Origin of the sequence: Acinetobacter sp. CFCC 11171 (assembly GCF_003268405.1) — a bacterium.
Lineage (GTDB): Bacteria > Pseudomonadota > Gammaproteobacteria > Pseudomonadales > Moraxellaceae > Acinetobacter > Acinetobacter amyesii.
Genome location: NZ_LQXP01000009.1, coordinates 19,139 through 40,658 on the forward strand (window position 1 = coordinate 19,139; position 21,520 = coordinate 40,658).

General features: G+C 44.0%; 31 protein-coding genes. All 31 read right to left on the bottom strand.

The annotated features are described in order from the left end of the window. Positions 1-12: 12 nt before the first annotated feature. The 31 genes from AVJ20_RS06080 to AVJ20_RS06225 all read right to left on the bottom strand — a co-directional run bounded on the left by AVJ20_RS06080 (position 13) and on the right by AVJ20_RS06225 (position 21,519). Positions 13-870: a DUF2163 domain-containing protein gene (locus AVJ20_RS06080; RefSeq protein WP_111884545.1), complete on the bottom strand. Its 858-nt coding sequence runs from the start codon at positions 868-870 to the stop codon at positions 13-15. Beyond that, positions 867-1,520 carry a DUF2460 domain-containing protein gene (locus AVJ20_RS06085; protein ID WP_111884546.1) on the bottom strand — a complete coding sequence of 218 codons (654 nt, stop codon included), beginning with the start codon at positions 1,518-1,520 and terminating at the stop codon, positions 867-869. The genes AVJ20_RS06080 and AVJ20_RS06085 overlap by 4 nt, the downstream gene beginning before the upstream one ends. Positions 1,521-1,531: 11 nt before the next feature. Further along, positions 1,532-4,513 carry a phage tail protein gene (locus tag AVJ20_RS06090; RefSeq protein WP_111884547.1) on the bottom strand — a complete coding sequence of 994 codons (2,982 nt, stop codon included), beginning with the start codon at positions 4,511-4,513 and terminating at the stop codon, positions 1,532-1,534. Positions 4,514-4,625: 112 nt separating this feature from the next. Beyond that, positions 4,626-5,390, bottom strand: a complete 765-nt coding sequence (locus tag AVJ20_RS06095; protein ID WP_111884548.1) for a hypothetical protein — start codon at positions 5,388-5,390, stop codon at positions 4,626-4,628. A 71-nt stretch (positions 5,391-5,461) separates the two neighbouring features. Next, positions 5,462-5,698 (bottom strand): hypothetical protein, encoded by a 237-nt coding sequence (locus tag AVJ20_RS06100; RefSeq protein WP_111884549.1) that lies wholly within the window; start codon positions 5,696-5,698, stop codon positions 5,462-5,464. 26 nt (positions 5,699-5,724) lie between these two features. Continuing rightward, a complete protein-coding gene (locus AVJ20_RS06105) occupies positions 5,725-6,045 on the bottom strand; it encodes a hypothetical protein (RefSeq protein WP_111884550.1) in 321 nt (106 codons plus the stop codon). Between the two features lie 6 nt (positions 6,046-6,051). Beyond that, positions 6,052-6,810, bottom strand: a complete 759-nt coding sequence (locus AVJ20_RS06110; RefSeq protein ID WP_111884551.1) for a hypothetical protein — start codon at positions 6,808-6,810, stop codon at positions 6,052-6,054. Between the two features lie 60 nt (positions 6,811-6,870). Next, positions 6,871-7,311, bottom strand: a complete 441-nt coding sequence (locus tag AVJ20_RS06115) for a hypothetical protein (protein WP_111884552.1) — start codon at positions 7,309-7,311, stop codon at positions 6,871-6,873. Beyond that, complete coding sequence (locus AVJ20_RS06120) at positions 7,304-7,786, bottom strand: hypothetical protein (RefSeq protein ID WP_111884553.1); 483 nt, start codon at positions 7,784-7,786, stop codon at positions 7,304-7,306. The genes AVJ20_RS06115 and AVJ20_RS06120 overlap by 8 nt, the downstream gene beginning before the upstream one ends. 7 nt (positions 7,787-7,793) lie before the next feature. Further along, entirely contained in the window at positions 7,794-7,988 is a 195-nt protein-coding gene (locus AVJ20_RS06125; protein WP_111884554.1) for a hypothetical protein, read from the bottom strand. A 9-nt stretch (positions 7,989-7,997) separates the two neighbouring features. Further along, positions 7,998-8,381: a DUF4054 domain-containing protein gene (locus AVJ20_RS06130; protein WP_034703003.1), complete on the bottom strand. Its 384-nt coding sequence runs from the start codon at positions 8,379-8,381 to the stop codon at positions 7,998-8,000. A gap of 8 nt (positions 8,382-8,389) precedes the next feature. Beyond that, positions 8,390-8,776: a hypothetical protein gene (locus tag AVJ20_RS06135; RefSeq protein WP_111884555.1), complete on the bottom strand. Its 387-nt coding sequence runs from the start codon at positions 8,774-8,776 to the stop codon at positions 8,390-8,392. Positions 8,777-8,789: 13 nt separating this feature from the next. Then, on the bottom strand, positions 8,790-9,785 hold the full coding sequence (locus tag AVJ20_RS06140) for a DUF2184 domain-containing protein (RefSeq protein WP_111884556.1): 996 nt from the start codon (positions 9,783-9,785) through the stop codon (positions 8,790-8,792). A gap of 6 nt (positions 9,786-9,791) precedes the next feature. Beyond that, complete coding sequence (locus AVJ20_RS06145; protein ID WP_111884557.1) at positions 9,792-10,262, bottom strand: hypothetical protein; 471 nt, start codon at positions 10,260-10,262, stop codon at positions 9,792-9,794. Between the two features lie 14 nt (positions 10,263-10,276). Next, on the bottom strand, positions 10,277-11,464 hold the full coding sequence (locus AVJ20_RS06150) for a DUF2213 domain-containing protein (RefSeq protein WP_111884558.1): 1,188 nt from the start codon (positions 11,462-11,464) through the stop codon (positions 10,277-10,279). Positions 11,465-11,637: 173 nt separating this feature from the next. After that, the gene (locus tag AVJ20_RS06155; RefSeq protein ID WP_162689740.1) at positions 11,638-12,183 is read right to left on the bottom strand and encodes a hypothetical protein; all 546 of its coding nucleotides are present in this window, start codon (positions 12,181-12,183) and stop codon (positions 11,638-11,640) included. A gap of 60 nt (positions 12,184-12,243) precedes the next feature. Next, positions 12,244-12,435, bottom strand: a complete 192-nt coding sequence (locus AVJ20_RS06160) for a hypothetical protein (RefSeq protein WP_111884560.1) — start codon at positions 12,433-12,435, stop codon at positions 12,244-12,246. A gap of 48 nt (positions 12,436-12,483) precedes the next feature. Continuing rightward, entirely contained in the window at positions 12,484-13,293 is an 810-nt protein-coding gene (locus AVJ20_RS06165) for a phage minor head protein (RefSeq protein WP_111884561.1), read from the bottom strand. Continuing rightward, complete coding sequence (locus AVJ20_RS06170) at positions 13,268-14,581, bottom strand: DUF1073 domain-containing protein (protein WP_111884629.1); 1,314 nt, start codon at positions 14,579-14,581, stop codon at positions 13,268-13,270. The genes AVJ20_RS06165 and AVJ20_RS06170 overlap by 26 nt, the downstream gene beginning before the upstream one ends. A 50-nt stretch (positions 14,582-14,631) precedes the next feature. Continuing rightward, a complete protein-coding gene (gene terL / locus AVJ20_RS06175) occupies positions 14,632-16,158 on the bottom strand; it encodes a phage terminase large subunit (RefSeq protein ID WP_111884562.1) in 1,527 nt (508 codons plus the stop codon). Further along, entirely contained in the window at positions 16,136-16,618 is a 483-nt protein-coding gene (locus AVJ20_RS06180) for a DUF2280 domain-containing protein (RefSeq protein WP_111884563.1), read from the bottom strand. Before AVJ20_RS06180 ends, terL begins: the two co-directional genes overlap by 23 nt. A gap of 46 nt (positions 16,619-16,664) precedes the next feature. Further along, a complete protein-coding gene (locus tag AVJ20_RS06185) occupies positions 16,665-17,312 on the bottom strand; it encodes a putative metallopeptidase (protein WP_111884564.1) in 648 nt (215 codons plus the stop codon). Further along, a complete protein-coding gene (locus tag AVJ20_RS18415) occupies positions 17,309-17,479 on the bottom strand; it encodes a hypothetical protein (protein ID WP_171319224.1) in 171 nt (56 codons plus the stop codon). The genes AVJ20_RS06185 and AVJ20_RS18415 overlap by 4 nt, the downstream gene beginning before the upstream one ends. Positions 17,480-18,190: 711 nt before the next feature. Continuing rightward, the gene (locus AVJ20_RS06190; RefSeq protein WP_111884565.1) at positions 18,191-18,691 is read right to left on the bottom strand and encodes a hypothetical protein; all 501 of its coding nucleotides are present in this window, start codon (positions 18,689-18,691) and stop codon (positions 18,191-18,193) included. Continuing rightward, the gene (locus AVJ20_RS06195; RefSeq protein WP_111884566.1) at positions 18,688-19,095 is read right to left on the bottom strand and encodes a DUF559 domain-containing protein; all 408 of its coding nucleotides are present in this window, start codon (positions 19,093-19,095) and stop codon (positions 18,688-18,690) included. The genes AVJ20_RS06190 and AVJ20_RS06195 overlap by 4 nt, the downstream gene beginning before the upstream one ends. Before the next feature lie 6 nt (positions 19,096-19,101). Then, positions 19,102-19,452: a hypothetical protein gene (locus AVJ20_RS06200; RefSeq protein ID WP_111884567.1), complete on the bottom strand. Its 351-nt coding sequence runs from the start codon at positions 19,450-19,452 to the stop codon at positions 19,102-19,104. Continuing rightward, the gene (locus AVJ20_RS06205) at positions 19,445-19,846 is read right to left on the bottom strand and encodes an HNH endonuclease (protein WP_111884568.1); all 402 of its coding nucleotides are present in this window, start codon (positions 19,844-19,846) and stop codon (positions 19,445-19,447) included. The genes AVJ20_RS06200 and AVJ20_RS06205 overlap by 8 nt, the downstream gene beginning before the upstream one ends. Continuing rightward, entirely contained in the window at positions 19,837-20,184 is a 348-nt protein-coding gene (locus tag AVJ20_RS06210; RefSeq protein WP_111884569.1) for a hypothetical protein, read from the bottom strand. The genes AVJ20_RS06205 and AVJ20_RS06210 overlap by 10 nt, the downstream gene beginning before the upstream one ends. Continuing rightward, positions 20,174-20,479 (bottom strand): hypothetical protein, encoded by a 306-nt coding sequence (locus tag AVJ20_RS06215; protein WP_111884570.1) that lies wholly within the window; start codon positions 20,477-20,479, stop codon positions 20,174-20,176. Before AVJ20_RS06215 ends, AVJ20_RS06210 begins: the two co-directional genes overlap by 11 nt. Next, positions 20,461-20,733, bottom strand: coding sequence for a hypothetical protein (locus tag AVJ20_RS06220; RefSeq protein ID WP_228157163.1), 273 nt, complete (start codon positions 20,731-20,733; stop codon positions 20,461-20,463). Before AVJ20_RS06220 ends, AVJ20_RS06215 begins: the two co-directional genes overlap by 19 nt. Further along, a complete protein-coding gene (locus AVJ20_RS06225; RefSeq protein ID WP_111884571.1) occupies positions 20,734-21,519 on the bottom strand; it encodes a hypothetical protein in 786 nt (261 codons plus the stop codon). Between the last annotated feature and the right edge of the window lies 1 nt (position 21,520).

The window sequence follows — 21,520 nt, forward strand, 5'->3', positions numbered from 1 at the left end:
ATACAAATTTGGTTAAACGGCAGTTTCAGGCACTGGTATAAATGGCGCACCACGGAAACGGCTGAAATTATTAAAACGGTTTTGGCAAGTTTCTAAACGTTTATCACATCCAGGATAAACCTTGATTCGCTGACCTGCCTGCGGTGCTTCCAACAATGGCAAAGTCAATAACAAAGCACCTGATTCATGCATGCGAATGGTTCGTTTCAGACCTGCATTGCCACCGTCTAAAAACTCAATCACACCTTGAGTAAACCAACCCTGTGGCTGATTCACCTGGCATAAAATTCGTGCTGTAGTACTGCCTGCTTCAATCGTCGTTTGCACCATGAAGTTTTGTCGCAGTAGACCGCATGCTGTGTCGAATAGCGTATTGGTACAGCTTGGCTGATACAGATTTCGTGGCATTTGCACGTTCAATTCGTCCAGATCTGACGCAACACTGGCTTGAATGGAATTACGATCTAAGTCAGGCTCAATGATTCGACCTTCAAACAATTTGATCGTGCCTGCACTGGTATCTGTTGGCGTATTCATATCCATAAAAATGCGCTCTAACTTAAATCGAGCACCGTCCAATTGGCCATTATGAAAAGCACGAACAACATTGATGCCGTTCCATTCATTATCATCAATACAATCAATACTGATGGATAAATTATCAACTTCAATACCGAGTGACAGACTAATTCCTTCACGGCTGATGATTGGACCACTCGAACTATATGTTTGACCAGCAACAGTCAGATCAAAGTCATAATTTGTGTATCGAAATACATCACCTTGAACTGTCGTGATCGTATACAGATCTGCCATCACAAACTGATCAGCATCAAGTAATGCGATTAATTTTGGAGAAGCTGCTCTCATACTTTATTTCCTAAAGATCCAATCATTTCAACCTTATTGGCTTTCCACAAATTACTCATAAAGTTGGTGTATTGCTGTTCATCGTCAGCAAAACGACAACGGTAGTAATACGTGCCATTTACATCAAATTTATGACCTGGTTTCAGTGGCTTTGATAGCGTGACCCGACCTGACTTAGTAACTTGAGCTGTAGTGTCATCCCAGAACAGATCGTAGTCATTGTCACTCCAAAACTGCTGATTATCGTTATCGTTCCAAAACGTTGGATCGACCTGAAAAAAAGTTTCTGTTTTGGTGTGTGCCAAAGGGATCTGTGATGTATGCATCTGCTTATAGAGTTGATAACTCGTAGTAGTGCCATCACCTGCAAAAGTACATGCGTAATCACTATCATCAGGCATCTTAAAAAGAAAGGAATCAAATGCTCCACGGCGCTCGATAAAGAAGCTTTCGAGTTGTTGTAGTTCATTACGTCCTTTCGATTCACGTAGAAAGGCAAATGACAAAGATATTTCATACTTCGGAACGGCCTGGTAACTTGCTCGAAGCTCCCTACCGTTCGCTGAAGTCATAATTTTGGTATTAAAAATGGGAGTCTTTGATAACTCCCATTCAAGACCTGGCAATTCAGGAAATAATACGTCTAACACAAATAACCTCCTTAGGTACCGAAATTACGACGATGGCCTTTCAATCCACTCGCTAATTCACGACCATGCTTTTCAAAGAAACGTTTAACATCACGCGAATCAAAAGCTTGAACAGTGAAATGATTCGTTGTTTGCTGACTAGGAGCTTGAGGCGTGCTGAATCCGCCATCAGATGTCAATGACTTCCCTAACGCACGAATCGTATTAGCATGCTGTTTAGGCAAGACCATTTCCTCTTCGTGCAATTGAGTCATTGGATTTACGCCGGCAGGAATATCATAGCCTCCTCGAGCAGATGCTACTTTACCCACGATTGCAGATACACCGGCAAAAGCGGCAATACCTGCTGCCACACCCAATGCAGGACCAACGATAGGAATAGCTGATAAAGCTGCCCAGGCTGCGGCCATGGCTTCCCACGCAGACATCATGATTGATTTAATGGTACCCATCAGTTTGATGCCCAGACGCGTAAATACACCAGTAGCTGTTGCCGCTGTCTTCATACTCTCACCAGCCACGACAGCACCAGTTTGGGCAGTTTGACCTGCAACTTCAGCAGCGGTTTCAGTTTTGATGAATCCAAGCTTTACGGCCAATCGAGTCGCTAAGCTTGCAGCGTACTTTTTCATTGGCGCTGTGATCATGCTTTGAATAAATGCCCCAGCCAGTTCTGTGAAAATGGCATTCATGGCATTTTTCCAAGTCAGCGTGCCATTCATCATGGCTTGAATGCCTTTATCCCATAGCCCCGACATGCGAGAAGTCAAGCTACCAAACTTATCTTCAAAGTCTTTCATTTGAGCATCTGAAAGAACTCCTACTTGCTTGGTATCAGAAACCTTTTGATCAGTATCTAAATCAGAAATATTGTTAATAATCTGATTCTGATTGCCTTGTTTCCCTGAGATACCTGACATTTGGTTTTCTAAATCAAGACGCTCCTGCAAACCATTACGCTTGATAGCTCTGAGCTGATCTTCCAGCTCTTTATCAAGCCGTGCTTTTTGAACATTTGAAATCTTCTTAGCATCGAATTCAGCTTGGATATTAGCCTTTTCAATCTCATAGATTCGCTGAGCTTGTTGCTGCTTATTTTGAATTTCTGCTTCACGAATAGCTTTAACTTTTTCAAACTGTTCAGCATTCAACGCAGTAATCTTGTCACTAGCATCCTTTTCCGCACTTACCTTAAAGGCTGCCTTTTCAGCATCTGTGATTTTCGCTTTTTCAATTTCTTTAATTGCTTTTTCAAAATCCAGCTTAATTTTCTGTTCTTGGGTAGCATACTTATAACGAATATCAGCAATTGCTTTAGCTTCTTGTTCCGCAGCTCTTTCCCTTGCTTTTGCGTCAGCATCAGATTTAGCTTTTGCCGAACTTCCCTTAGAGTCCTTAACCCCTGTGCCAATACCTTTACCTGGGTTAAATGTCGGTGAGGGTGTAGGCGGTGGTGCAGAACCAACCACAGTAGGATTTTTTAAGAACAGATTTTGAAGTCTTTGCCCACCAGTTGTTGCAGAATTGACAATAGCTGAACCTGCTGCACCCCAAGCATTAGCTGTGTTGCTTACACCAGTATTCCAACTTGTTTTTAGATTGTTCAGACGTGACTGCATCTGACCTGTATAGCGATCAGTAATTGAACCTAATTGTGATAGACCACTTTCCCAAGATGCTTTGGCAGCTGAGAAATTAAAGTTCAAAACATTGCTAACAACATTACCAAAGGTCTGGAACTTAATTGATAAAACATCAAGACCGTATTGAATCGTATCTCGGAATCCTCCAAACACATTCATTACACTGTTCACTGAAATATTGATGGCTTGGCACACTGTAGCGACGACCGCACGAATAGCAGCAAAAGCTATTTCAATACTAACTTTCAGACCAACTGCTACGGCTGCGAATCCATTCATCGCACCAGCGACTAGATCCATAAATCCTACTTGCTGAATAGATCCATCACCAATATCAGCTGTTAAATCACTCCAAATCCCACTGATTGTACTAAACAGGCTCTGAACAATATCGAGAAGGCTTTCAAAAGTTGTGATTATTGCAGTGACTGCGCTATCAATACCCTCTCTGGATCTTGATGCAAAACTAAGGAAATCATTTGCCAGGTTTGTTAGTGCAGGTGCTGCCTGAGCGGCTAGTCTTGTGAATACGCCGTCTATAGTTTGCTGAATTGTACTTAGAGCACTATTGAATTCCTTTGTCTTAGCAATTGCTTCCTGATCCATGATCAAGCCAAGTTCATGCGCTTGTTTTGAATACTCTTTTAGCTTCTCAGCATTGTTTTCTAGCAATGGAGCTAATAGCGTCGCATCATTAGCGATTGACTCCATGTAGAAAGTCATCTCAGCTTGGGATACGTTAGCTTTCTCTAAAGTTTGATAATACTTTTCGAGGATTTGCGGACCGGTAAGGCCTTGGAACTCTTTGGCAGTCACACCCACTTTTGGTGCAATTTTTTCGAAGAAATCAGCCATTTCTCCGCCACCAGTTTGCATGAAATCACCAAACTTATCGTTCACATCTTTCATGATGTCAGATAGTTTGTCTTGTTCGACCATGACTGATTTAGAGGCAAATGCCCACTCTTGGAATTCTTTTGTGGTTGTATTGGCCAATCGTGCTTGAATTTCCAATTCCTTAGACGCTCGACCAACTTCAGACGTTAATGACGCCAATCCAATAACCGCTGTCCCAACAGAAGCGGCTATACCAACTCCAATCGCAGCAAAACTTTTAGTCAGATTACCTGAAATTGATTTCCCAATATCTTCAAATCTATTGCCAATATTCTTGGTTATGTCATCTAAACCAGTTTTAATCCCTGAAAAATCCAACTTAAATTTAACTTTATTCCCTGTATCCTCAATTCTTTTGGCGCCGTCGCTAACGATCTTTTCAGCATCATCCATGCCTTTTTTAAGGTCAGAAGTCTTCGCACCAACGTGCACTTCTACTCGATTGTTGCTCATAACTCCTATCTCACAGGCATAAAAAAACCGCCGTGAGGCGGTATGAAAATTTTCAGATATTAAAAAAGCACCCGAAGGTGCTTCCACATACTCAATTTGAGGCTCTGATTAATTACTGCTTTGTCCCTAAGAACAATACTGCATTCTGGCGGCTACTATTTTCAGCTACAGCGTAAAGTGTTTTGGCGCCAGCATCATAATAAACAACACCTTTAACTTCCTGGCCAGCCATGTAACATGGTGAGTAACCGAAAGCCAAATTAATATTATAGTAGGGTGTATTTTCCTCAGCTGTAACTTTTCCCGTAAAGGTGCAACCGCTTTGCCCTCTACCTAAAACAACACCAGTATTTGAAATTGTTAAATTAGCATTCTCAGCACCTTGCACTATTGCGGAGTCACCACTATAAGAACCTGAAATAGTTGCAAGACTAGCCACCGCTTTATTCATGGTTGCATCGTAAACTGTATCAAATGTAGCTTGATTTGATGGTGTATAAGCAATACTACCACTTAAGCTTTTTTTAGTGTCCACAGTGCCATTAAGTGTAGTGTCATAAACACTTGACCCACCAAAATAAAAATCTTTCCCGTTTGAGCTGCTGACATTATTGCCACTAACCTTCAAGTTGCCTGCAATAAAACCAGTTACACCATTTTTGTATGGAGGAGAGTATAAGAACCAAAATTTATTATTTTTATCCACCAAACCAATAGCAGACTGGCCTTGATTTGTACTTCCTGTGTATATCCCCATCACCTCAGCATTTACTACAGCACCATTGCCACTCCCCTCATTAGTGTACTCATCACCGCCACCACCACCACAAGCGCTTAATGTGAGTACTAACAGTCCCAAACCCAACACTTTTTTCATGATTATTCCAAGTTATTATAAAGTCATACAAACTTTAACCAACTCAAGTATATAAATCAATCAAGGCAACCTTAGCCACCCTGAGGAAAGTTCTGCAGATCTGCAAACAAATCATCTTCATCATCGTTTTGCAAACCATCTGAACCGGTACTGTCTTCAATCCCCATAAACGCTTCAAGGATTCGGCATAATCGCTGAATACCAACATGGCTGGGAGGACACTGCTTATGATACACATTCAATGCCTTGACCCTTGGGAAATCCAATTCATTACGCACGTAGTCGTAATCCTTACCCAAAGTCAGCACCAAATGCGTGTACAGCTCCTCCCAGTCTATTCCCCCGATTCACCTTCTTGAGGTTCATCACCTGTATAAACCAGGCCTGATGCACCCATGACCGTTTCAAATACGTCATTGACGTGACCAACATCGAGTAGCTCATCAGCCACGTATTCACGTGTAATGTCAGGGTAATTGCGCTTTAAGGATTTAAAAGCAACATCTACCACCAAAGCGAAATCGCTTGGATCGAAGCTTTTCAGCTTTGGCATCAATTGTTCAGCAGCACCCAAGGACAACGGCGCAAAAATCCAAATCTGGCCATTAATTTTAAGTGGGTTACCACGTGGGTTTTCGACCTGGTTAAATTGCATTTGGTATTACTCCGAAGTAGTCCATTTAAAGACGCGGTTTAAGTCGTCAGCCATTGGCTGGAATTCAAATTCAGGTAGATCGTAATCATCCTGTTTTGAGCTAAATGCCAATTTGTTGCTGACACAGCGGAAGAATTCCATATTCAGGAATTTACCTTTGTAGTCACGCATCAGATCAACGCTGAATTCAGGCGTATAACCCATATCTAAGTTGCTCACGATACCGGACTTAGCGCCTGCCACTGTTGCTGAGTATTTGAAGCTGATAAATACTGTTTTACCGACATCAGCTGTTGCAAAGGTATAAACACCTGCTTCAGACACACTGTACTGACCTGCAACTGGTGCACTCGCTACACGCTTTAATGGAATCGCTTTTGCATCAGTCACGCCTAAATCTTTCACGAATGTGCCGCTGTTCGGAACGACTGGTGTTACTGAGGCTGCAACGACTTCACCATTGATGGTTTGTGCGACTGCAGTAATACCACCCTCAGTGACCACGCCACCAAAGAAAATAGAATTCAGCAATGCGCCGTTGATGCGACCCATGGTTGCTTTACACTTAATCGAACCTTTACCGCGTGCGGCATCCACGGCGAACTGACCACGGCCATAGAGTTCTTTTAAGTCATAGCTGATATCAACTGACGTTGACTGCAGTACGCCCACTTCAACGGGTGTGCCATTGGTGATTGGATTACCGTGCACATCCTGTAATAGTGTGGCAAAGATTTTACCGGCACCAAATAAATATTGAGCCATATCGACCTCTTAAAAATGAGAAAACCGCCGTATTGGCGGTCATGGAATTTATGAATTGCTTTAGGTAGTGGTGAGGATCCGAATCGGAATAATGGCAATCCCCTGGTCATCGAGCATGTTTTCAACTGCTTCAAAAACTTCGATCGTACCCTCAATCCAGCAATGCTCGACCAATCCCCCTAAGGTTTGGTATTCGCAAATATCAGGATGATCTGGTACAAGCTTGGCACGCACTTGATCAATCATCTGATTCAACTGTACCGACGGCGGTATGGATGGATCTGATTCATGAATGTAGACATAAACTTCCGCTTCAAGCTCAACCTTGGCATCCAAGCCTTTCACCGGCGCTTCGGTTTGATTGCCTTGCGTCACAAATAAAGCTGGACGCTCTTCAGGTGCAACATGATTGAAATGCTTTAAACGGCGACTTGTGGTTTTAATCCCCTCGATGCCTGACAAGCGATTAAACAATGCCTGGTAAATGGCTTCACTATTCACTGCTTAATCCCCTTACAATTGCAGCATCAATATTCTTCGGCACAATCTTCGCCACTTCATCCAATGAATCACGCATAAAACGGCGCTCTTTCATATCCACTTTACGTGAATGGGCTTTAATCATGATTTGACGTGGTGTGATCGGCTGACCAAAGACTTTCTTGATCATCCGAAGATGCGCCTTAATGGCCATCGCACCTTTAAGCCCAAATTCATGCGCAAAGGCATACGGTACCAAAGCACCACCTGCACCGACTGTGCCCTCGATCCAGTCCTTATCCTCTTCCACTTTAGATGAAACGGATCCTCTTAAACGCCCAGACTGCACATTCAAACGCTGACCTGTCAGCATGTCTTCTTGAATGGTGCGCTGAAGTTTAAGTGTGAGTGCATTTACCGTGCGCCGTATTTCAGCACGTACACGTTCATTGACCTCGTTAAAATCAACATCAGCATCAACACGGTAATCACTCATACATCACCTACTTTGCAGCAGCAATTTCCTTTTTAGGTTCTGCTTTGGTTTCAGGTACCGCACGTTTAAAACCATGTGGTGCCAAGATGTGTGCAATGTCGGTATCCGACTCGATCACACCTTTTTCAACCTTGTACGTGGTGCCTGCAATTTCAAGCGAAGTCGCTTTGAAATTTTCAGGCGCTTGATACTTAAATGACATGCCTTGCTCCTAAACAACGAAAGCACCAACACCCAAACGATTGGGATTGGTACCATCATTACCGATTGGAATTGAATTTTTTAATGCCAGGTAACGCTGGCCATAAATGCTTTGGTTATAAAACGCATCGGTACCCGAACGTGAAAAGCTCACGCTCTGACCTGCAATGGTCATACTCGAGGCATCTGAAAAGCTGTTACCTGACTTTGATTTGAGTGCAACCTTGAGAATGTGTGCTGCATATAGACCCACAGCACGTTCTTTCAGATCACCAAATTCAAGTGACTTCACTACGAGATCCGCTTCCTCTAATGCGTCTGCAATTTCTGCATCGGGTAGATTCATCAGCGCCGTGTCGTACTTAAACTTCAACTTAAAAGCTTGTGGGTCCATAGCTCACCTTATTCGGTAGCTTGAGCAAGTTTTTCTTGCAGCTGCTCAAGGGTTTCATCTTCAGCAAAGGTTATTTCAAGATCAGTCAGTGCTTTACGCACGTCATCAATCGTGAGCTCAGCAGGTTTAGATTCATCCTTGCCTTTACCTTCATCAGTTTTACCTGATTGAGCGCCTTTACCACGACCTGAAGCAGGTTTTGAATCACCAACTTCTGCAATTTCTTCAATGCTTAGCTCAGCAGCATCAATCAAATGCTTAGCAAACTTATTCTTTTGAAGTGCTTTGTGGTGATTGGCTTCAACTACTACGGCGATACCTTTAGGTAAAGTCACCAGGCCTGCAAAAACAAAAGCGGCATTAGAGCCGCTGTATGTGTATGAATATTTAGCCATGAGATTTTAATCCTTATGCATGGTCAAGGTAACGAAGTGAATCAACACGCTTCAGCCAAACACCTTGGTATTTGTAGTGGCCTGGCACAAGTACATCCAGTCCTTTCGGTTGCGCCGTCAGGAACTCAACGCTGTTGCCTTTGAATTGAATACATGATGGATCACGGCGATAGATGATCGAACGGTCAGCACCAGCGGTACCTTTACCATTGCCACGACCAGAACCACGAATAGTTAATGTTTTGCCTTGAGTGGTGAAGATGTTGTTTTCTTCAATGTACTTCAGGAATGTTTTACCGCCTGAGTTTGGTACCACACGTGTTGAAAGGTGTGTGTACTGCGCTGATGCCATTAGGTAGGTATCAGGCTCAATGGATGCATCACCATCAAACAGGTCTGCCGAGCTTGCCAGCGAGTTATTGAAGTCGGATAAAACCTCTTCAATAGTCGCCGTAGACCAATCGTGCTGACCTGTCACGATGGTCACGCCTGTTTGGTTCAAGAAGCCATTCACCTGCTCAAGCTGTCCGCTGGCATTCGCTTTGGTGTAACCGTACCAAGCGACATTAGACATGTGCTTTTCAGCCGCCAAGTTTGCAGCCTGAACTTTATCCGCTTCAAGCGTAAGGTTCATTTGCTGTGCAGTCGCCAATTCAACCACTGAATATTGATAACCAATCACACCGACTCGTACTGGCAAGCTCACAGTGTCGTATTCAACTTCTGCAAGCGGAATATCATCACCGGTACCAGCGTAGTCTTCACCAATACCTACGCCTTTTTTACGAGAGAGAATTTCACCACCACCATAAACCGCATTGACGTTGGTTACTGGGATGAACTTGGCATAGTCAAGGACCTGCGCCAGCTGTGGTGTAATTTCGTTTTGTTCTTCGATCTTAACGAAGAGCTGTGCCAATGCATCCATGTTGAACGCATCGCCAACCTGTGCCTGAATGGCATGTGAAATCGGCGTTAAACGCGCTTTCATTTTTGCTAATTTGCTCATGTTTAATTAAGCTCCACGAAGATTAAGAAGGGCTAAACCATCGGCACCAGTCACGGTTTCCCATGCTGCACCTGGTAATTCTGTTCCATCAGTTGCTGAGCTCGACAATGAACCCAACGGCGCTACAGTGGTACCGTTTGCTGTTTTTACATAAACCGCTGCAGTAATGTCTGTAATCGGTGCTGTAGGTTTAACCCAAATTGCACCTTCAAACATGATCGGCACCATATCAGCCGCTTTATAAGCTTCTTTGCCAGCCGCCGTTTTGCCTGATTTACCAACGCCGTGGCGTACCACAACACCAAAACGTGTAGGTGTAGCACCTGCCACAGCCGTTACAGATTTACCATCGGTCGTGCGGACAACCACATCGCCGTCATTGACTAAAGTCAGACCTGAAAGCGGTAATGACAGTACAACTTCTTTGGCAGTTAAACGGCCACGCTGACCGACTACCGCATTTAATTGCTGAACCATGATTCAAGTTCCCCTTAAATTGTTTTGTATGCAGCAGACTTGTCATAACCCTTATTTTCATTCGGGTCTTGATAGTTGTTTTGCTGTTGTTGCTGTTTATGCAAAGCATCACCGACGGCGTTGCCTGGTGTGGTCGTTTTGACCGCTGACAAAGCACGGAATACCGTGTCGACTTGATCAGGCTTAGCATCACCCACGGCGACACCACCAAGGACAGCAGTGACTAATGCATCACCAGCTTTAGCCGCGATCACATCACGCTTGATCTGCTCACATGAACAGCCTTCCGTTTTGATACCGGGTACCAATGCAACGGCGTCCGCAACCACTGACGCACGTTCAGCCACAACCTGATCAAGTTTTTCAGGTGTGATTTGGTTTTTTTCAAGATCACCGACTTTTTGCTTCAGTTCGGCATTTTCAGTCTGCAAGGTATCAACTACTGCTTGTACAGCTGGTAATTCATCACCGATGGCAAATTGCTTGTCACCGACTTTGAGTTTTGCCGCTTTTAAGTTTTCAAGCTGGTCTTGCTGGATTTTCAAGGCATCCGCTAAAGGCTTGTTATCGCCAATGTCAAAGCGAATACCATTTACAACTACTTCCATTGTTTTTCCCTCTTGTGGGTTTGGGTTTTGGTCACCGACGCGACAATCACCGCCACAGCGACCGTATTTCACCAGCGCCACGTGATTGCCTTTAAAATTGATAAATCTGGCTTGATACGGCGTACCATCTGGTGCCGTACCTTGTTCAAGGACAAGATCAGCCGCATAGCCCAATGAGATCTCTACACGCTCATTGTTTTGAATGGCATTAATACTGTTCTGATCTTTGATGATCAGATCACCCAGCATGAACTCACCTTCCTGGCGTACGTTTTCGCATTCGCCAATGTGGTATTCCTTCCAGTTGGAAGCATTGATTTCATTCTTAGGTGGGTGGTAGTCCGTTGCGTCTACGCCGTCGAATCCTTTCAGCACTTCAGGCTTAAATAGATCCTCAGCTGCCACATAGACGTTGATGACCTGATCCGCTGAATAGCCTTCTAAATTGGGAAATTCATAAGCGTAGTACTGACGGACTTGAGGTGCTTTGGCCAAACGTACGTTGACGCATTTCAGATACCCTTCTTGAGTAAATGAGCGTGTACTTTCGCTTGGTGCAAAGTCACCAATTTTGAGTTGGTAAATGAGTTTCATGAGTTAATGACTCAGCTTTTGTAAGATTCCGCATAAAAGAAGTGCACAAGCTACGATTGCCGCCATGTGTAAAAAGCGCCAACCAAACACCCCTGAGTCATTATTTGGCTCAGATGCTCCAATTTTTTCCAATGGTGGAGGTGGCACAAATTCAGGTTTAGGCTCAGGCTGTTTTACTGAATTTTGGGCATTAAAAAGAGCCCATCGGCCCTTAAGTTTTCTGCTGATTCAACACTCTGTAAGTGCTGGAATGATTCATCAAATCCCAAGGCTTCATGCTCCACATAGCCACCACGTCCACGCCGTTTTGAATAAAGTGGTTTGCGTAATAGATCTGCTTCCATGTTGCTACTGAAATCAGGATAAATTTGGCAGTCTGGGTAACCGCTTTGCATGACGTCCCAATCAGTTACTTGAACACGTCGCTTTTCCAAGGTTTGTTTGATTTGACCTCGAGCCTTAGCTAAAGCTGCTTTGCCTTCATCTGTTGCAAGATATTCAGCCATATAATTCAGCGAATCATTCAACTGAGCACACCACTGACCTAAAGCCTTGCCAGCACGTTCCAGCGCATCTTTCCATGCTTCAGGATCGATGATGACTGAGTAATCCCCTTGTGGATGCGCCGTATCAAATCCTACGTGCGCATAACCTTTGTTTTTGTTTTGAGCTTCCAAACGGCGATAAAAACGCGCCTTGGAAAATTTCTTTTTACGCATGACATCACCTTTCTGTGGGCAATAAAAAACCCACCGAAGTGGGTCAATAATCAGCATTATTCAAGGCTTAAGATACACTCGGATTGAGTGACCACCTCGAGCAGCATTATAACTATGTTCAACATCACGCACGGTACCTGAAACTTCGTCGCCGTGTTCAGTTGTACCGGTAAATATTTCACCAATTCGAGGTACAACGTCCAAATCCGCATCTATTGCTAAATGATCATGATTAATAATTTCAACTTGCATAAGAAAATTCCTATCTAATGAGAATCAACTTTATGAAAGTTATAAAATTTAATCAATCAGGATATCCTCATAATTCGGCAACGCTGTGCATCGGCATTTGATCTTCTGACCAGGATGCCCACCCTTAGGCGGTGTATCCCATCGAAAGGTTTTGCCATGATGGCTGGCACATAACGGACGCACACGATCATCGTTGGAATCTTGCCAATCGTATGTTTCCACACCCATGGATTCCTGACGCTTCTTATTGATAGCGCCGTTGATCTTGCCCATCTGATCAGAAGCAATTAAGCGTGCCCGAAAGTCCGTACTATGACCGAGCTTTTTAATTTCCTGCGCCAATGCCTCATTGGTCTGCCCTGTCTGCAAGGCATTCATCACTAAGGCTTCAAGCTTATCAGTGTATTGACTTGGGATAGACTTAATCAGTGAAACGTTTGCAGCAATCTGATTATCGATCTCATCCTGAATATCAGCACCACGGAAAAACGGCGTAAGGTCCACACCAAGGATGGTCTTGGTATGGCTTGCAATCTGCTTATCCACTTCTTTACTGGTATCCATGACCACCTTAGTGGCCAAAGATACCGACACTTCCATGGTGTACTTCACCATCTTTTCACGTAACGCCGTGAATATATCCGTCACCCAGCTATCGCCAATGTTTTGGCCAACGGTAGGTAAAACCAAATCCTTGGTTTGTTGCTGGCAATATTTGGAGATTTCCAAAAGCTGACGTGTATAAAACAGCTCAACACGGCGATTGACCTTGACTGCTTTAGGCTTAGCCTTGCGACCTTTCTTGCGTTTCTTGATCTGCTGAAGCTGAGGCTTAAGGATCTGTATGATCGTCGTCATTGGCTGTCACCATGGTTTCCAGCAATTTGATGTGATCTTCACTAATCACAGAGTAAACGCCGTCGATATTCAGCTGACGTGCGATCTGAGGCTCAGTGATGATGCCCATATTGAGATACTTTTCATCACGCTCAGCATTGGCTTTTTCCACTTCCGCACGGACTTTCGCATCCAATTGCCAGAGCGGATTGAATACCACATCCAGGCCTGGTATCTGTCGTCCAAATGTAGATTGACAGATCACTGCGAGGAACTTCATCAAGATCGGCTTGACGTGCCATTCTTGTTTAGTGGCGATCGTATCGTAATAGTTCCGTGTGTCATATTCACCCGTGGCATTCATACCTGCAGGAGACTGCATAAACAGCATCGTATAAGGAATCTCTGCGGCACCCGCCGTCTGGACTGAGAATTCACGCATCATGTCAGGCAAGCCAGCGAAGTTATACATCTTAGAATTGTACTTTTCCTCAGCATCCAACACGATCATGCCGTTTAAGCTTTTCATCAAGCCCACAGACATGAAACGTTCCATGACGCCTTTCATATCCTCTTTGATCTTATCAACCAAATTAGGCGTTTGAATGACGTCAATCTTCGATTCATGAATCAAACTTGCTGAGCCTTTCTTCACACTGGCATGGTCGAGCAGATCCTCATAGACTTCTTGCAAAATGCTCTGAGGTTCTTCATTAACCACATCGGCATGAGCAATACGAATTAAGCGAGTATGGTGAATGCGCTTTTTCGCTTCATTCCCCATTTTCATTTCATAAAATTCAGGCTGTTTTAGCAATCCACAGCATGCCGACGGCGGTAAATAACTGTTTTTATCCGCCGTGATGTATTTCTTTTTCACGACTGTGAAGAATTCCAAACGACCTTGGCCAAGTTTAGAAATATCTAAAGGTTGATCTAAGGCAGCACCATCAGCCGTGCCAAGCAGAATATACACAACGCCATAGAGGCGAGAAAGAATCAAGCCTGATAAAAGCACATGCTCTAAGTGAAACGCCTTACACGCCTCCTCAAGCCGTTTTAAATCATCACCTTGAATGCCTTCATAGAACCATCCAGCACGAAGCATGTCCGATGCAGGACGATTTACAATACGGCGTGCAAGCCAGTTTTGGTACACAGCTTCAAGCTGCTCATCGTCAATGTCTTTACGGACGAACTTACCACCTGTGGCTTTGTCACGCTCGGTACCAATATTAGATACCAGGTTTGTATATGCACCAGCATCACCAATGGCGTTGATTGCTTTTTTGACAGCATCAGCGACCATGGTTTTAAGCTTGCCGTCTGCATTGTTTTTATCTTTAGCCATAAATACCTCTAATCAAATACAGTCGGCTTTTTCGCAAGTGAGTCATTAATCGCATCGATGGTAGGATCCCATTGGTCATCATGCTCATGTGACATGCTGGCAGTAAGCCCCTCGATCTCTTCCACATAGTTCAATAACCACGGTGCACTTACAGGCAACATGACACGACCATCTTCAACGTAGAACACCACGTCCATGGTACGCGTCAGTTTGTCCGTATCACGCTGAATCGCTTTGATTGGTAATGTGGTATCACGCGAAATGTTTTGGATCAGCATCGTGCCTGATGCCTTGTCCTCGATGGCCATGTATCGAAGCTTGCCGATCTTGGTATTGCTTTCCTTGTGCTTATTGATGAAAGCCTTAGCTTCCTTAATCAGCTCAGGTGCTTCCCATTTTCCACGGCGCACGTCGATGATATACAGGCGATTGTCATGCCCAAGACCTGCACATAAGAACACTGAATAGTCGTTATGCTCTTTAGTCTTTTGCGCCGTATCTGCCCAGATCGCACGCCATTTGAGTGGAGGCAATTCGAGATAGCGACCGAACCATTCAGCCTTAACAAGATCACCACCGAGCTTTTTAGGTTCTTGCTGGTACTGACTGCTGAACGTATAACGAGACACCGTAGCGCCGTCTTTGTCCTCACCGCCTTTCTCTAACTGCAGTAATGACTGTAACGATTCTTTCAGTGGCCAATAGCTTTGGCGTCCTTTCTCGTCACGCTCCACATCACGTGGCACTTTCTTACGAATATGCTCAGGCAATGAGTTGATATAGTCATCATCAATCAGTGCCGGTATCGAGATCTGATGCCATTTCCCCGGCACGTTACCAGTCATCACAAAGTTAGTCGGATCCTCAACGTGTAAACGCTGCATGATCAGAATAATCGGTGTAGATGATTTAGCTTTACGTGAGTTGACCGTGTTCAGAATCTTACGGTTTGCCTTGTTACGCGCCGTCTTACTGAATGCATCTTCAGGCTTGAGCGGATCGTCCAGAATAATCGCACCGGTAAATCCAGCATCTGCTAAAGTACCTGCACGGCGACCCGTAACCTGACCACCCATCGAGGCGCTATACACGTGCCCCGCTTCATAGCCATCTACAGTGGTTTTCCAACTTGCCTTAGCATCCGTACTGGTCGAGATCTTTACAGGCCATAAGCCCTGAAAATCGACCGATTTCACGATGTTTCGCGCCGTGGATGACACATCCTCTACAAGTGACTGCGAGAATGATAAATATAAGAATCGTGAACGCTGATTACGTGCGATACCGCGTGCAATCAGATTGGTCAGTAATTCAGTCTTACCCGAACCAGGTGGGACGTTAATGACTAAGTTTTCAATGCGACCAGCAATGACTTCATCAATCGCCCAAGCGATATATTCATGGTGCCAATTGACCGAAAACTTAAAGCCCATTCTTGGCATGAAAAAACGGCGTGTGAAAAACAAATGTTCACGTTCACATTTCTCACGTTCGATCTTTATCTCAAGCGGTCTAGTATTTACTTTCGAGTTCATCTAACACCTGCTTCACTAATTCAGGGCTAGCATCCACGTAGGTAACATTTTCGCTTTGTAATGGTCCACCACCTGCGCCAGTCAATTCTGTTTTATTGGTGTACTTGCCACCGACATCTTCAGCCACCTGTTTAAGAATGGTCAGCTGCAAAATCGGATTGCGTTTGTTCTGTGGGTTATTCAGCAAATTCTCATAATGTCGTAAGCGCACGGCGAGATTTGCCAAGGGCATTTCATCTGTGTTTTTACGGAACTGCTCCCGGGTTGTATAAAACTCGTCAGCTAATGCTTTACTGAGGTTTTGCCCTGTCCGTTTGGTCGGGTCGTATGCCTCACACTGCTGACGTGAAATAGTGATGCCAAACTCTTGTTGGACAAGCTCAACGGTTTCAGTAGGTGTATTCCACTGCGCTAAGCTACGCACGATAAAGAGTTTGTGCTTTTGATTTAGCGTTGCCATTGCTCTTTATCCGTCCAACTTCGTCCAACTTAATGGACAAAAAAATTTAAACAACCTTCAGAAAGCAAGTACCGCACGCATGGTAAATATCGGCTCTTGAAATTTCAGGTCGCTGTTTCGCTGCATCAATCATGGTTTGAACTTCTTCGCTTGCACCATAACGGCGTACCACACCAGTGAATTCCTCCACGTCATGCCCTTTGATCTCAAGCTTTGGTAAACCTGTTTCACGGTTAAATTGTGGGATACCCCATTCATCCCGCTTATGTGCAATGTGGTAAAGCTCATGCTCAACCAGTGCACAAAAGGCAATATCATTCGCCACTTGGGCAAATTTGGCATCAACGGTAATGAGATATTCAGGAACTTGACCAAACCATTGCTCAAATTGTTCCTCTTGGCGTGCTTTCTTCCATCCACCCACATTGATCATGACTTTCTCAGCTTGACCAACGACAAAGCGCCCCTGTTTGATAAATCCGCCGTTTGCCCACATCACGGCGATCTGTGGCCAGTAAAATGAGTCCAGGTGAATATGATCAGGGTTAAATACTTCAGAATGTTCATTTAGAAATACAGCTTTAATCCATGCCCACAGTTCTGGTGCTGGGATAAAGTTAGGCGTATCTAAATCGAATATTTCTTTTGGTGGGTATGGTCGAACTGGTATGGCTTGTCCGACTTCATTGCTCATTGCAGTACGTTCCGTAAGTTTCGGATGCGCTCCTTAAGCTCAATCATGATTTCATCAATCGCAATCATTTGATGACGCTTAAGACCTGAACGGCTGAGGTTTTGATATTTCGCCAGCTCCGCACAACAGAACTGTAAATCTTGTTTAGCTTGCACACGATCTGTCATAGGAACCTCTACGGCGCTAATCAATTGAATATGTAAAAAAGAAAAGCCACATACACTCGTTCACATGTATGTGGCTCTGCTGCATAACAGCCAAGGCGCTCCCCCATGGAACGCGGGTCCTACTTTTTCTTTTCACAGTCACGACATTCAATTTCATACGTGTATTCGTATGTGTGAATGCCGAATAAGCATTTTAATAATTTCAGCATGTCGTTGGCTCCAACTTCCATTCTCATTGTGATGTGAGCCATCCTAGTGCATTGGAGACACACAACTCACATCACGATGAAAACGAAGGCCCTTATCGCGGGCTAGACGCTACTCACTAAATCCACACATACCCAAGTGAGCTATGGATTGTGCTATTTAGATTTCGATTCAGTCATTATTTGGGGAGTCACCCCATTTCTTAAGGTTTTACTCTGAGGCTCACTCAGTGCGTGACGAAATAACACTGGATTCAAACCACTTATACGGCTGGTTTCTGCATCACACCGTTTGTGCTTTTAGCTGAGAGAATTTACTCACAGCGTCACAAATCCAAGTTACCAATCGGCTGACGTTATTTCATAAGATCACCAATGATTCAGGTTTATAGGAAATTTCAGGCAATAAAAAAGCCCACCATTTGGCGAGCTTTTAAATTAACTTAGTGCATCAACGTACACTTCGGTCACTATATCACAAATATGCCATACCCCGTGCGCACATTCAAGCTGATTTTTCAGCCTTTTTTTCGAATATATCAATCTTGAATCGAGGATAACGAGACTTGATAAATGCCAATCCGCATTTAATATCCTGGCGTATTTGCAGAACCGATGTGTCATTGCTTTCAGCGATATCACGTAATGAATTGCCCATCACGTAATGTGACCAAAGTGCAGATACCCACTCCTGTACAATTTCATCATTGATGGCTTGGATATCTAAGATCAATTTATGAATCGCACGTGCTTCATTATTGTCGATCTGACAGCATGTGCCACGGCGTTGTACACATAATCGATCTTTAAGTTTTTCATCGTTCATATACATCGCAAGCAATTTATCACGCTGTTCTTGAGTAATGCGTTTGGTCGGCATAGTCTTCACGACCATTACCATTGTTTCACTGTCTCCATTCATCCATGCCCCAAACTGGCGTAACCAGTCTTCAAAGCTAAACTTAGCCCAATTTGTTGATTGCATAATTGTCAGCGCTGCATTCATCCTAAATCCCCTACCATCTTCTCAATTTGTTCAATCGCTGAACCTGATTTCACTTGCTCTGTACTAAAACGTATTACCTGGTAACCCATCATCGTTGCTGAGTTATATTTTTCCATGTCCCCGATATACCCCTTGCCTCTGGTATGGCGTCCACCACTCCATATACCGCCTTCGACCTCAATCAATATTTTCTTGCCGATTAGGTGAAAATCAGCTTTCCATTTGCGTTTGGGATGGAACCTAAATTCCTGCTCAAACTGAATTTTCACCGCACGCAATTGCATGGCCAAAGTGGACTCACCTACACTTTCACGTGCTGCTTTAACCGTGGGACGCTTACACCCCTTTTTCGGTTTTTCGATTCCTAACATCTTGTGGTATTCAGCCAATGAGTAACTTGTCATAAGGTACTAAATCGCCCTTTCTAACATCGCTATACAGGAACGGTAGGCAAATACACGTTCTTGATTATTGTTCTGTACAGCATCACTCATTGCCAATTTCAGGCTTGAAAGCAAATGCAGATGTGAGCTATTCAGCTTTGACCATTTGCATTTATATTCCTCAAGCTCCTTTTCAACCATTTCCAAACGCTCAACCGCTTCGGCATGACTCAATTTATTGAAGCATTCACCGTCGTATTGGCATCGACCAGCTTCTGGGCAATCTTGTGCAGCGTTCTGACATCGAATTATGGCTGCAGCATAGATTTCAGGATCCTTACTGCGAAGGTCTCTTTGACAAGGAATACGTTTAGGCATGTTCACCCCGACGATACGTTTCAAAGAAAAACGTCACTGGCTGTTGTTTAATTTCAAGCAAACCAAAACGCATTAAGTGCCGAGCATGATTGCTATCACGTAAAAGCTGTACATCACGATAATGTGTTAAGACAGATCGCCAGTGGTCAATTGTCATTGATGATTTATTTGTATTACACGGCACACAAGCAGGGTTCATGTTTTCAATAGTGTCTAAATCTGGTCGCGTCATTTCACCTGAAATTAACTTGCCACCACCTACATGAATCAAATCACGTTTCACTGCTTCAATATGATCTGCATGCCACTTATCACTCAGTTCACAACCACAGTAAGCGCAATGACCGCCGTATTTTTGCTTTAAGGCTTCACGTTGTTTTTTGCTTATAGGCATGGTGCACCTCGACGCTCAGCATCAATGATCACTTGTGGTGTCGAGGTGTCCTCACCAAGCAATTCCATGCTGTCATGGACCACTTGATTTAAGCGTGAATGAAGATCAATACACACCTTTGACAATTCCACTCTACGTTTGCGATGTTCGTTTTTAAGATACAAAGCATCATCACGTTCTTTTTTCATTGCGATGTAGCACTGTTCCATAGCATTCAAACGATCATTCAGTTGATCAACTTCATTCTGACGATGCTGCCATGCTGTAGCAGCTCCCCGAGCCCATTCGTTACTTTTGCCACAAAACGGCGCTATAAAATCTTCAAATTTATTCGTCATTTTTATTCACCAATTTGATGGTAAAAATTTGTTTTGTTTTATCAGTCGGTGTAAAGCCTGATGGTGTCGCATCATCACGGATGACATACCCAGCTCTTTCCAACTGATCTAAGTAGCGTTGTGCGGTACGACGTGTTTTTCCAATCCATCCTAAAACATCAGTAGCACTTGTTTTTCCACGTTTAGCCATCATTTGACGCAATACCAGTAGCATCTGCTCACCTTGAGCCACCGCATGTTGTGATCGGCACCAGTCCATCGTTTGGAAGTCATGCTCTACTTTTTGCTGTGCCATATCCTTTCCCCATCAACGGATCCAAAACCACAGATCAAGCATGCAACGTCATAACCGTGTTCACATACTTCAGCTGGAATCACTTCAACATCACTTGGTGAGCACATAAATGGCGTACCGTCATCTAGTCGACCAAATACACGACCATCTTCAAGACGATCTATAACGCCGTGGCCAGTGAAGCGATTGCCTGAAAACTCAGTACGTGATTCAGAAACAAAATCCACTTTTACGCTATTTCCTACTTGCATCATTTAGCCCTCAAACTGTCTGCGAATTTCAATCGGTACTTTCACGCCATCGACGGCGCACTTGTGCAAATACGCTTGAGGGTTATCGAAAGGATCTGGCCAATACGTTTCAACTGGTTGTTGTTTCGGTGTAGCTTTCAACTTTTGTGGCTGTGGTACCGCACGATTTTTCACATTCAGCTTTTTCTTTAGTTCTTCAAGGTGCTTTTGTGCTTCTTCGTTTGTAGCTGGTCGATACTCTTCAGCTTCGTTATTCCAGGTCAACGTTTTTGGCTCTTGGTACCATTCCTGAACACGGCCTTTGATTTGTGCTTCCATCACGTAAGCTTCGTATAAGCGAATAAATTCATCTTTGGCGCGGTACATTTCGCCGTCGTTGATGTAATGGCGAACCTGATCCAAAGCAAACTTGGCGAGTTTAGTGATTTCACGGTACTGAAATGTGCCATCAGGTAATTCAGTTGGTTGGTGCTTCATGATCTTGGTGTAATCACATGCCTTGATCCAAGCCTTTTGAGCATTCCACCAATCTTCGCCAATACACATGGTTCGGAAGTCAGCAAAGCTAGGCATGAACTTATTGCCGCTGGTACTCAACAAGAGCAAACCACGTTGAAACTGCTCTGATGTCACACCGATCATGGCTTTTGCAACACGCTCTTCTACAACTTGCATTGGGATTGAGTTCTTACCGTCTGCTGGGAAGTTTTTATTAAACTGTGATGCGTAGAGTGTTCGTAAGGTTGCAATCAACTCATGCACGTCGTCACGACAAACCAAGTGATTCATC

Bases quoted from the DNA above. Each gene is read 5' to 3' on its own strand.
- AVJ20_RS06225 (WP_111884571.1), bottom strand. From the start codon at position 21,519: ATGAATCACTTGGTTTGTCGTGACGACGTGCATGAGTTGATTGCAACC.
- terL (WP_111884562.1), bottom strand. From the start codon at position 16,158: ATGAACTCGAAAGTAAATACTAGACCGCTTGAGATAAAGATCGAACGT.
- AVJ20_RS06105 (WP_111884550.1), bottom strand. From the start codon at position 6,045: ATGCAATTTAACCAGGTCGAAAACCCACGTGGTAACCCACTTAAAATT.
- AVJ20_RS06095 (WP_111884548.1), bottom strand. From the start codon at position 5,390: ATGAAAAAAGTGTTGGGTTTGGGACTGTTAGTACTCACATTAAGCGCT.
- AVJ20_RS06130 (WP_034703003.1), bottom strand. From the start codon at position 8,381: ATGGACCCACAAGCTTTTAAGTTGAAGTTTAAGTACGACACGGCGCTG.
- AVJ20_RS06140 (WP_111884556.1), bottom strand. From the start codon at position 9,785: ATGAGCAAATTAGCAAAAATGAAAGCGCGTTTAACGCCGATTTCACAT.
- AVJ20_RS06165 (WP_111884561.1), bottom strand. From the start codon at position 13,293: ATGACGACGATCATACAGATCCTTAAGCCTCAGCTTCAGCAGATCAAG.
- AVJ20_RS06120 (WP_111884553.1), bottom strand. From the start codon at position 7,786: ATGAGTGATTACCGTGTTGATGCTGATGTTGATTTTAACGAGGTCAAT.
- AVJ20_RS06160 (WP_111884560.1), bottom strand. From the start codon at position 12,435: ATGCAAGTTGAAATTATTAATCATGATCATTTAGCAATAGATGCGGAT.
- AVJ20_RS06110 (WP_111884551.1), bottom strand. From the start codon at position 6,810: ATGGCTCAATATTTATTTGGTGCCGGTAAAATCTTTGCCACACTATTA.
- AVJ20_RS06210 (WP_111884569.1), bottom strand. From the start codon at position 20,184: ATGACGAATAAATTTGAAGATTTTATAGCGCCGTTTTGTGGCAAAAGT.
- AVJ20_RS06090 (WP_111884547.1), bottom strand. From the start codon at position 4,513: ATGAGCAACAATCGAGTAGAAGTGCACGTTGGTGCGAAGACTTCTGAC.
- AVJ20_RS06080 (WP_111884545.1), bottom strand. From the start codon at position 870: ATGAGAGCAGCTTCTCCAAAATTAATCGCATTACTTGATGCTGATCAG.
- AVJ20_RS06180 (WP_111884563.1), bottom strand. From the start codon at position 16,618: ATGGCAACGCTAAATCAAAAGCACAAACTCTTTATCGTGCGTAGCTTA.
- AVJ20_RS06195 (WP_111884566.1), bottom strand. From the start codon at position 19,095: ATGACAAGTTACTCATTGGCTGAATACCACAAGATGTTAGGAATCGAA.
- AVJ20_RS06125 (WP_111884554.1), bottom strand. From the start codon at position 7,988: ATGTCATTTAAGTATCAAGCGCCTGAAAATTTCAAAGCGACTTCGCTT.
- AVJ20_RS06135 (WP_111884555.1), bottom strand. From the start codon at position 8,776: ATGGCTAAATATTCATACACATACAGCGGCTCTAATGCCGCTTTTGTT.
- AVJ20_RS06150 (WP_111884558.1), bottom strand. From the start codon at position 11,464: ATGAAACTCATTTACCAACTCAAAATTGGTGACTTTGCACCAAGCGAA.
- AVJ20_RS06145 (WP_111884557.1), bottom strand. From the start codon at position 10,262: ATGGTTCAGCAATTAAATGCGGTAGTCGGTCAGCGTGGCCGTTTAACT.
- AVJ20_RS06220 (WP_228157163.1), bottom strand. From the start codon at position 20,733: ATGATGCAAGTAGGAAATAGCGTAAAAGTGGATTTTGTTTCTGAATCA.
- AVJ20_RS06205 (WP_111884568.1), bottom strand. From the start codon at position 19,846: ATGCCTATAAGCAAAAAACAACGTGAAGCCTTAAAGCAAAAATACGGC.
- AVJ20_RS06190 (WP_111884565.1), bottom strand. From the start codon at position 18,691: ATGAATGCAGCGCTGACAATTATGCAATCAACAAATTGGGCTAAGTTT.
- AVJ20_RS06185 (WP_111884564.1), bottom strand. From the start codon at position 17,312: ATGAGCAATGAAGTCGGACAAGCCATACCAGTTCGACCATACCCACCA.
- AVJ20_RS06200 (WP_111884567.1), bottom strand. From the start codon at position 19,452: ATGCCTAAACGTATTCCTTGTCAAAGAGACCTTCGCAGTAAGGATCCT.
- AVJ20_RS06215 (WP_111884570.1), bottom strand. From the start codon at position 20,479: ATGGCACAGCAAAAAGTAGAGCATGACTTCCAAACGATGGACTGGTGC.
- AVJ20_RS06155 (WP_162689740.1), bottom strand. From the start codon at position 12,183: ATGCGTAAAAAGAAATTTTCCAAGGCGCGTTTTTATCGCCGTTTGGAA.
- AVJ20_RS18415 (WP_171319224.1), bottom strand. From the start codon at position 17,479: ATGACAGATCGTGTGCAAGCTAAACAAGATTTACAGTTCTGTTGTGCG.
- AVJ20_RS06170 (WP_111884629.1), bottom strand. From the start codon at position 14,581: ATGGTCGCTGATGCTGTCAAAAAAGCAATCAACGCCATTGGTGATGCT.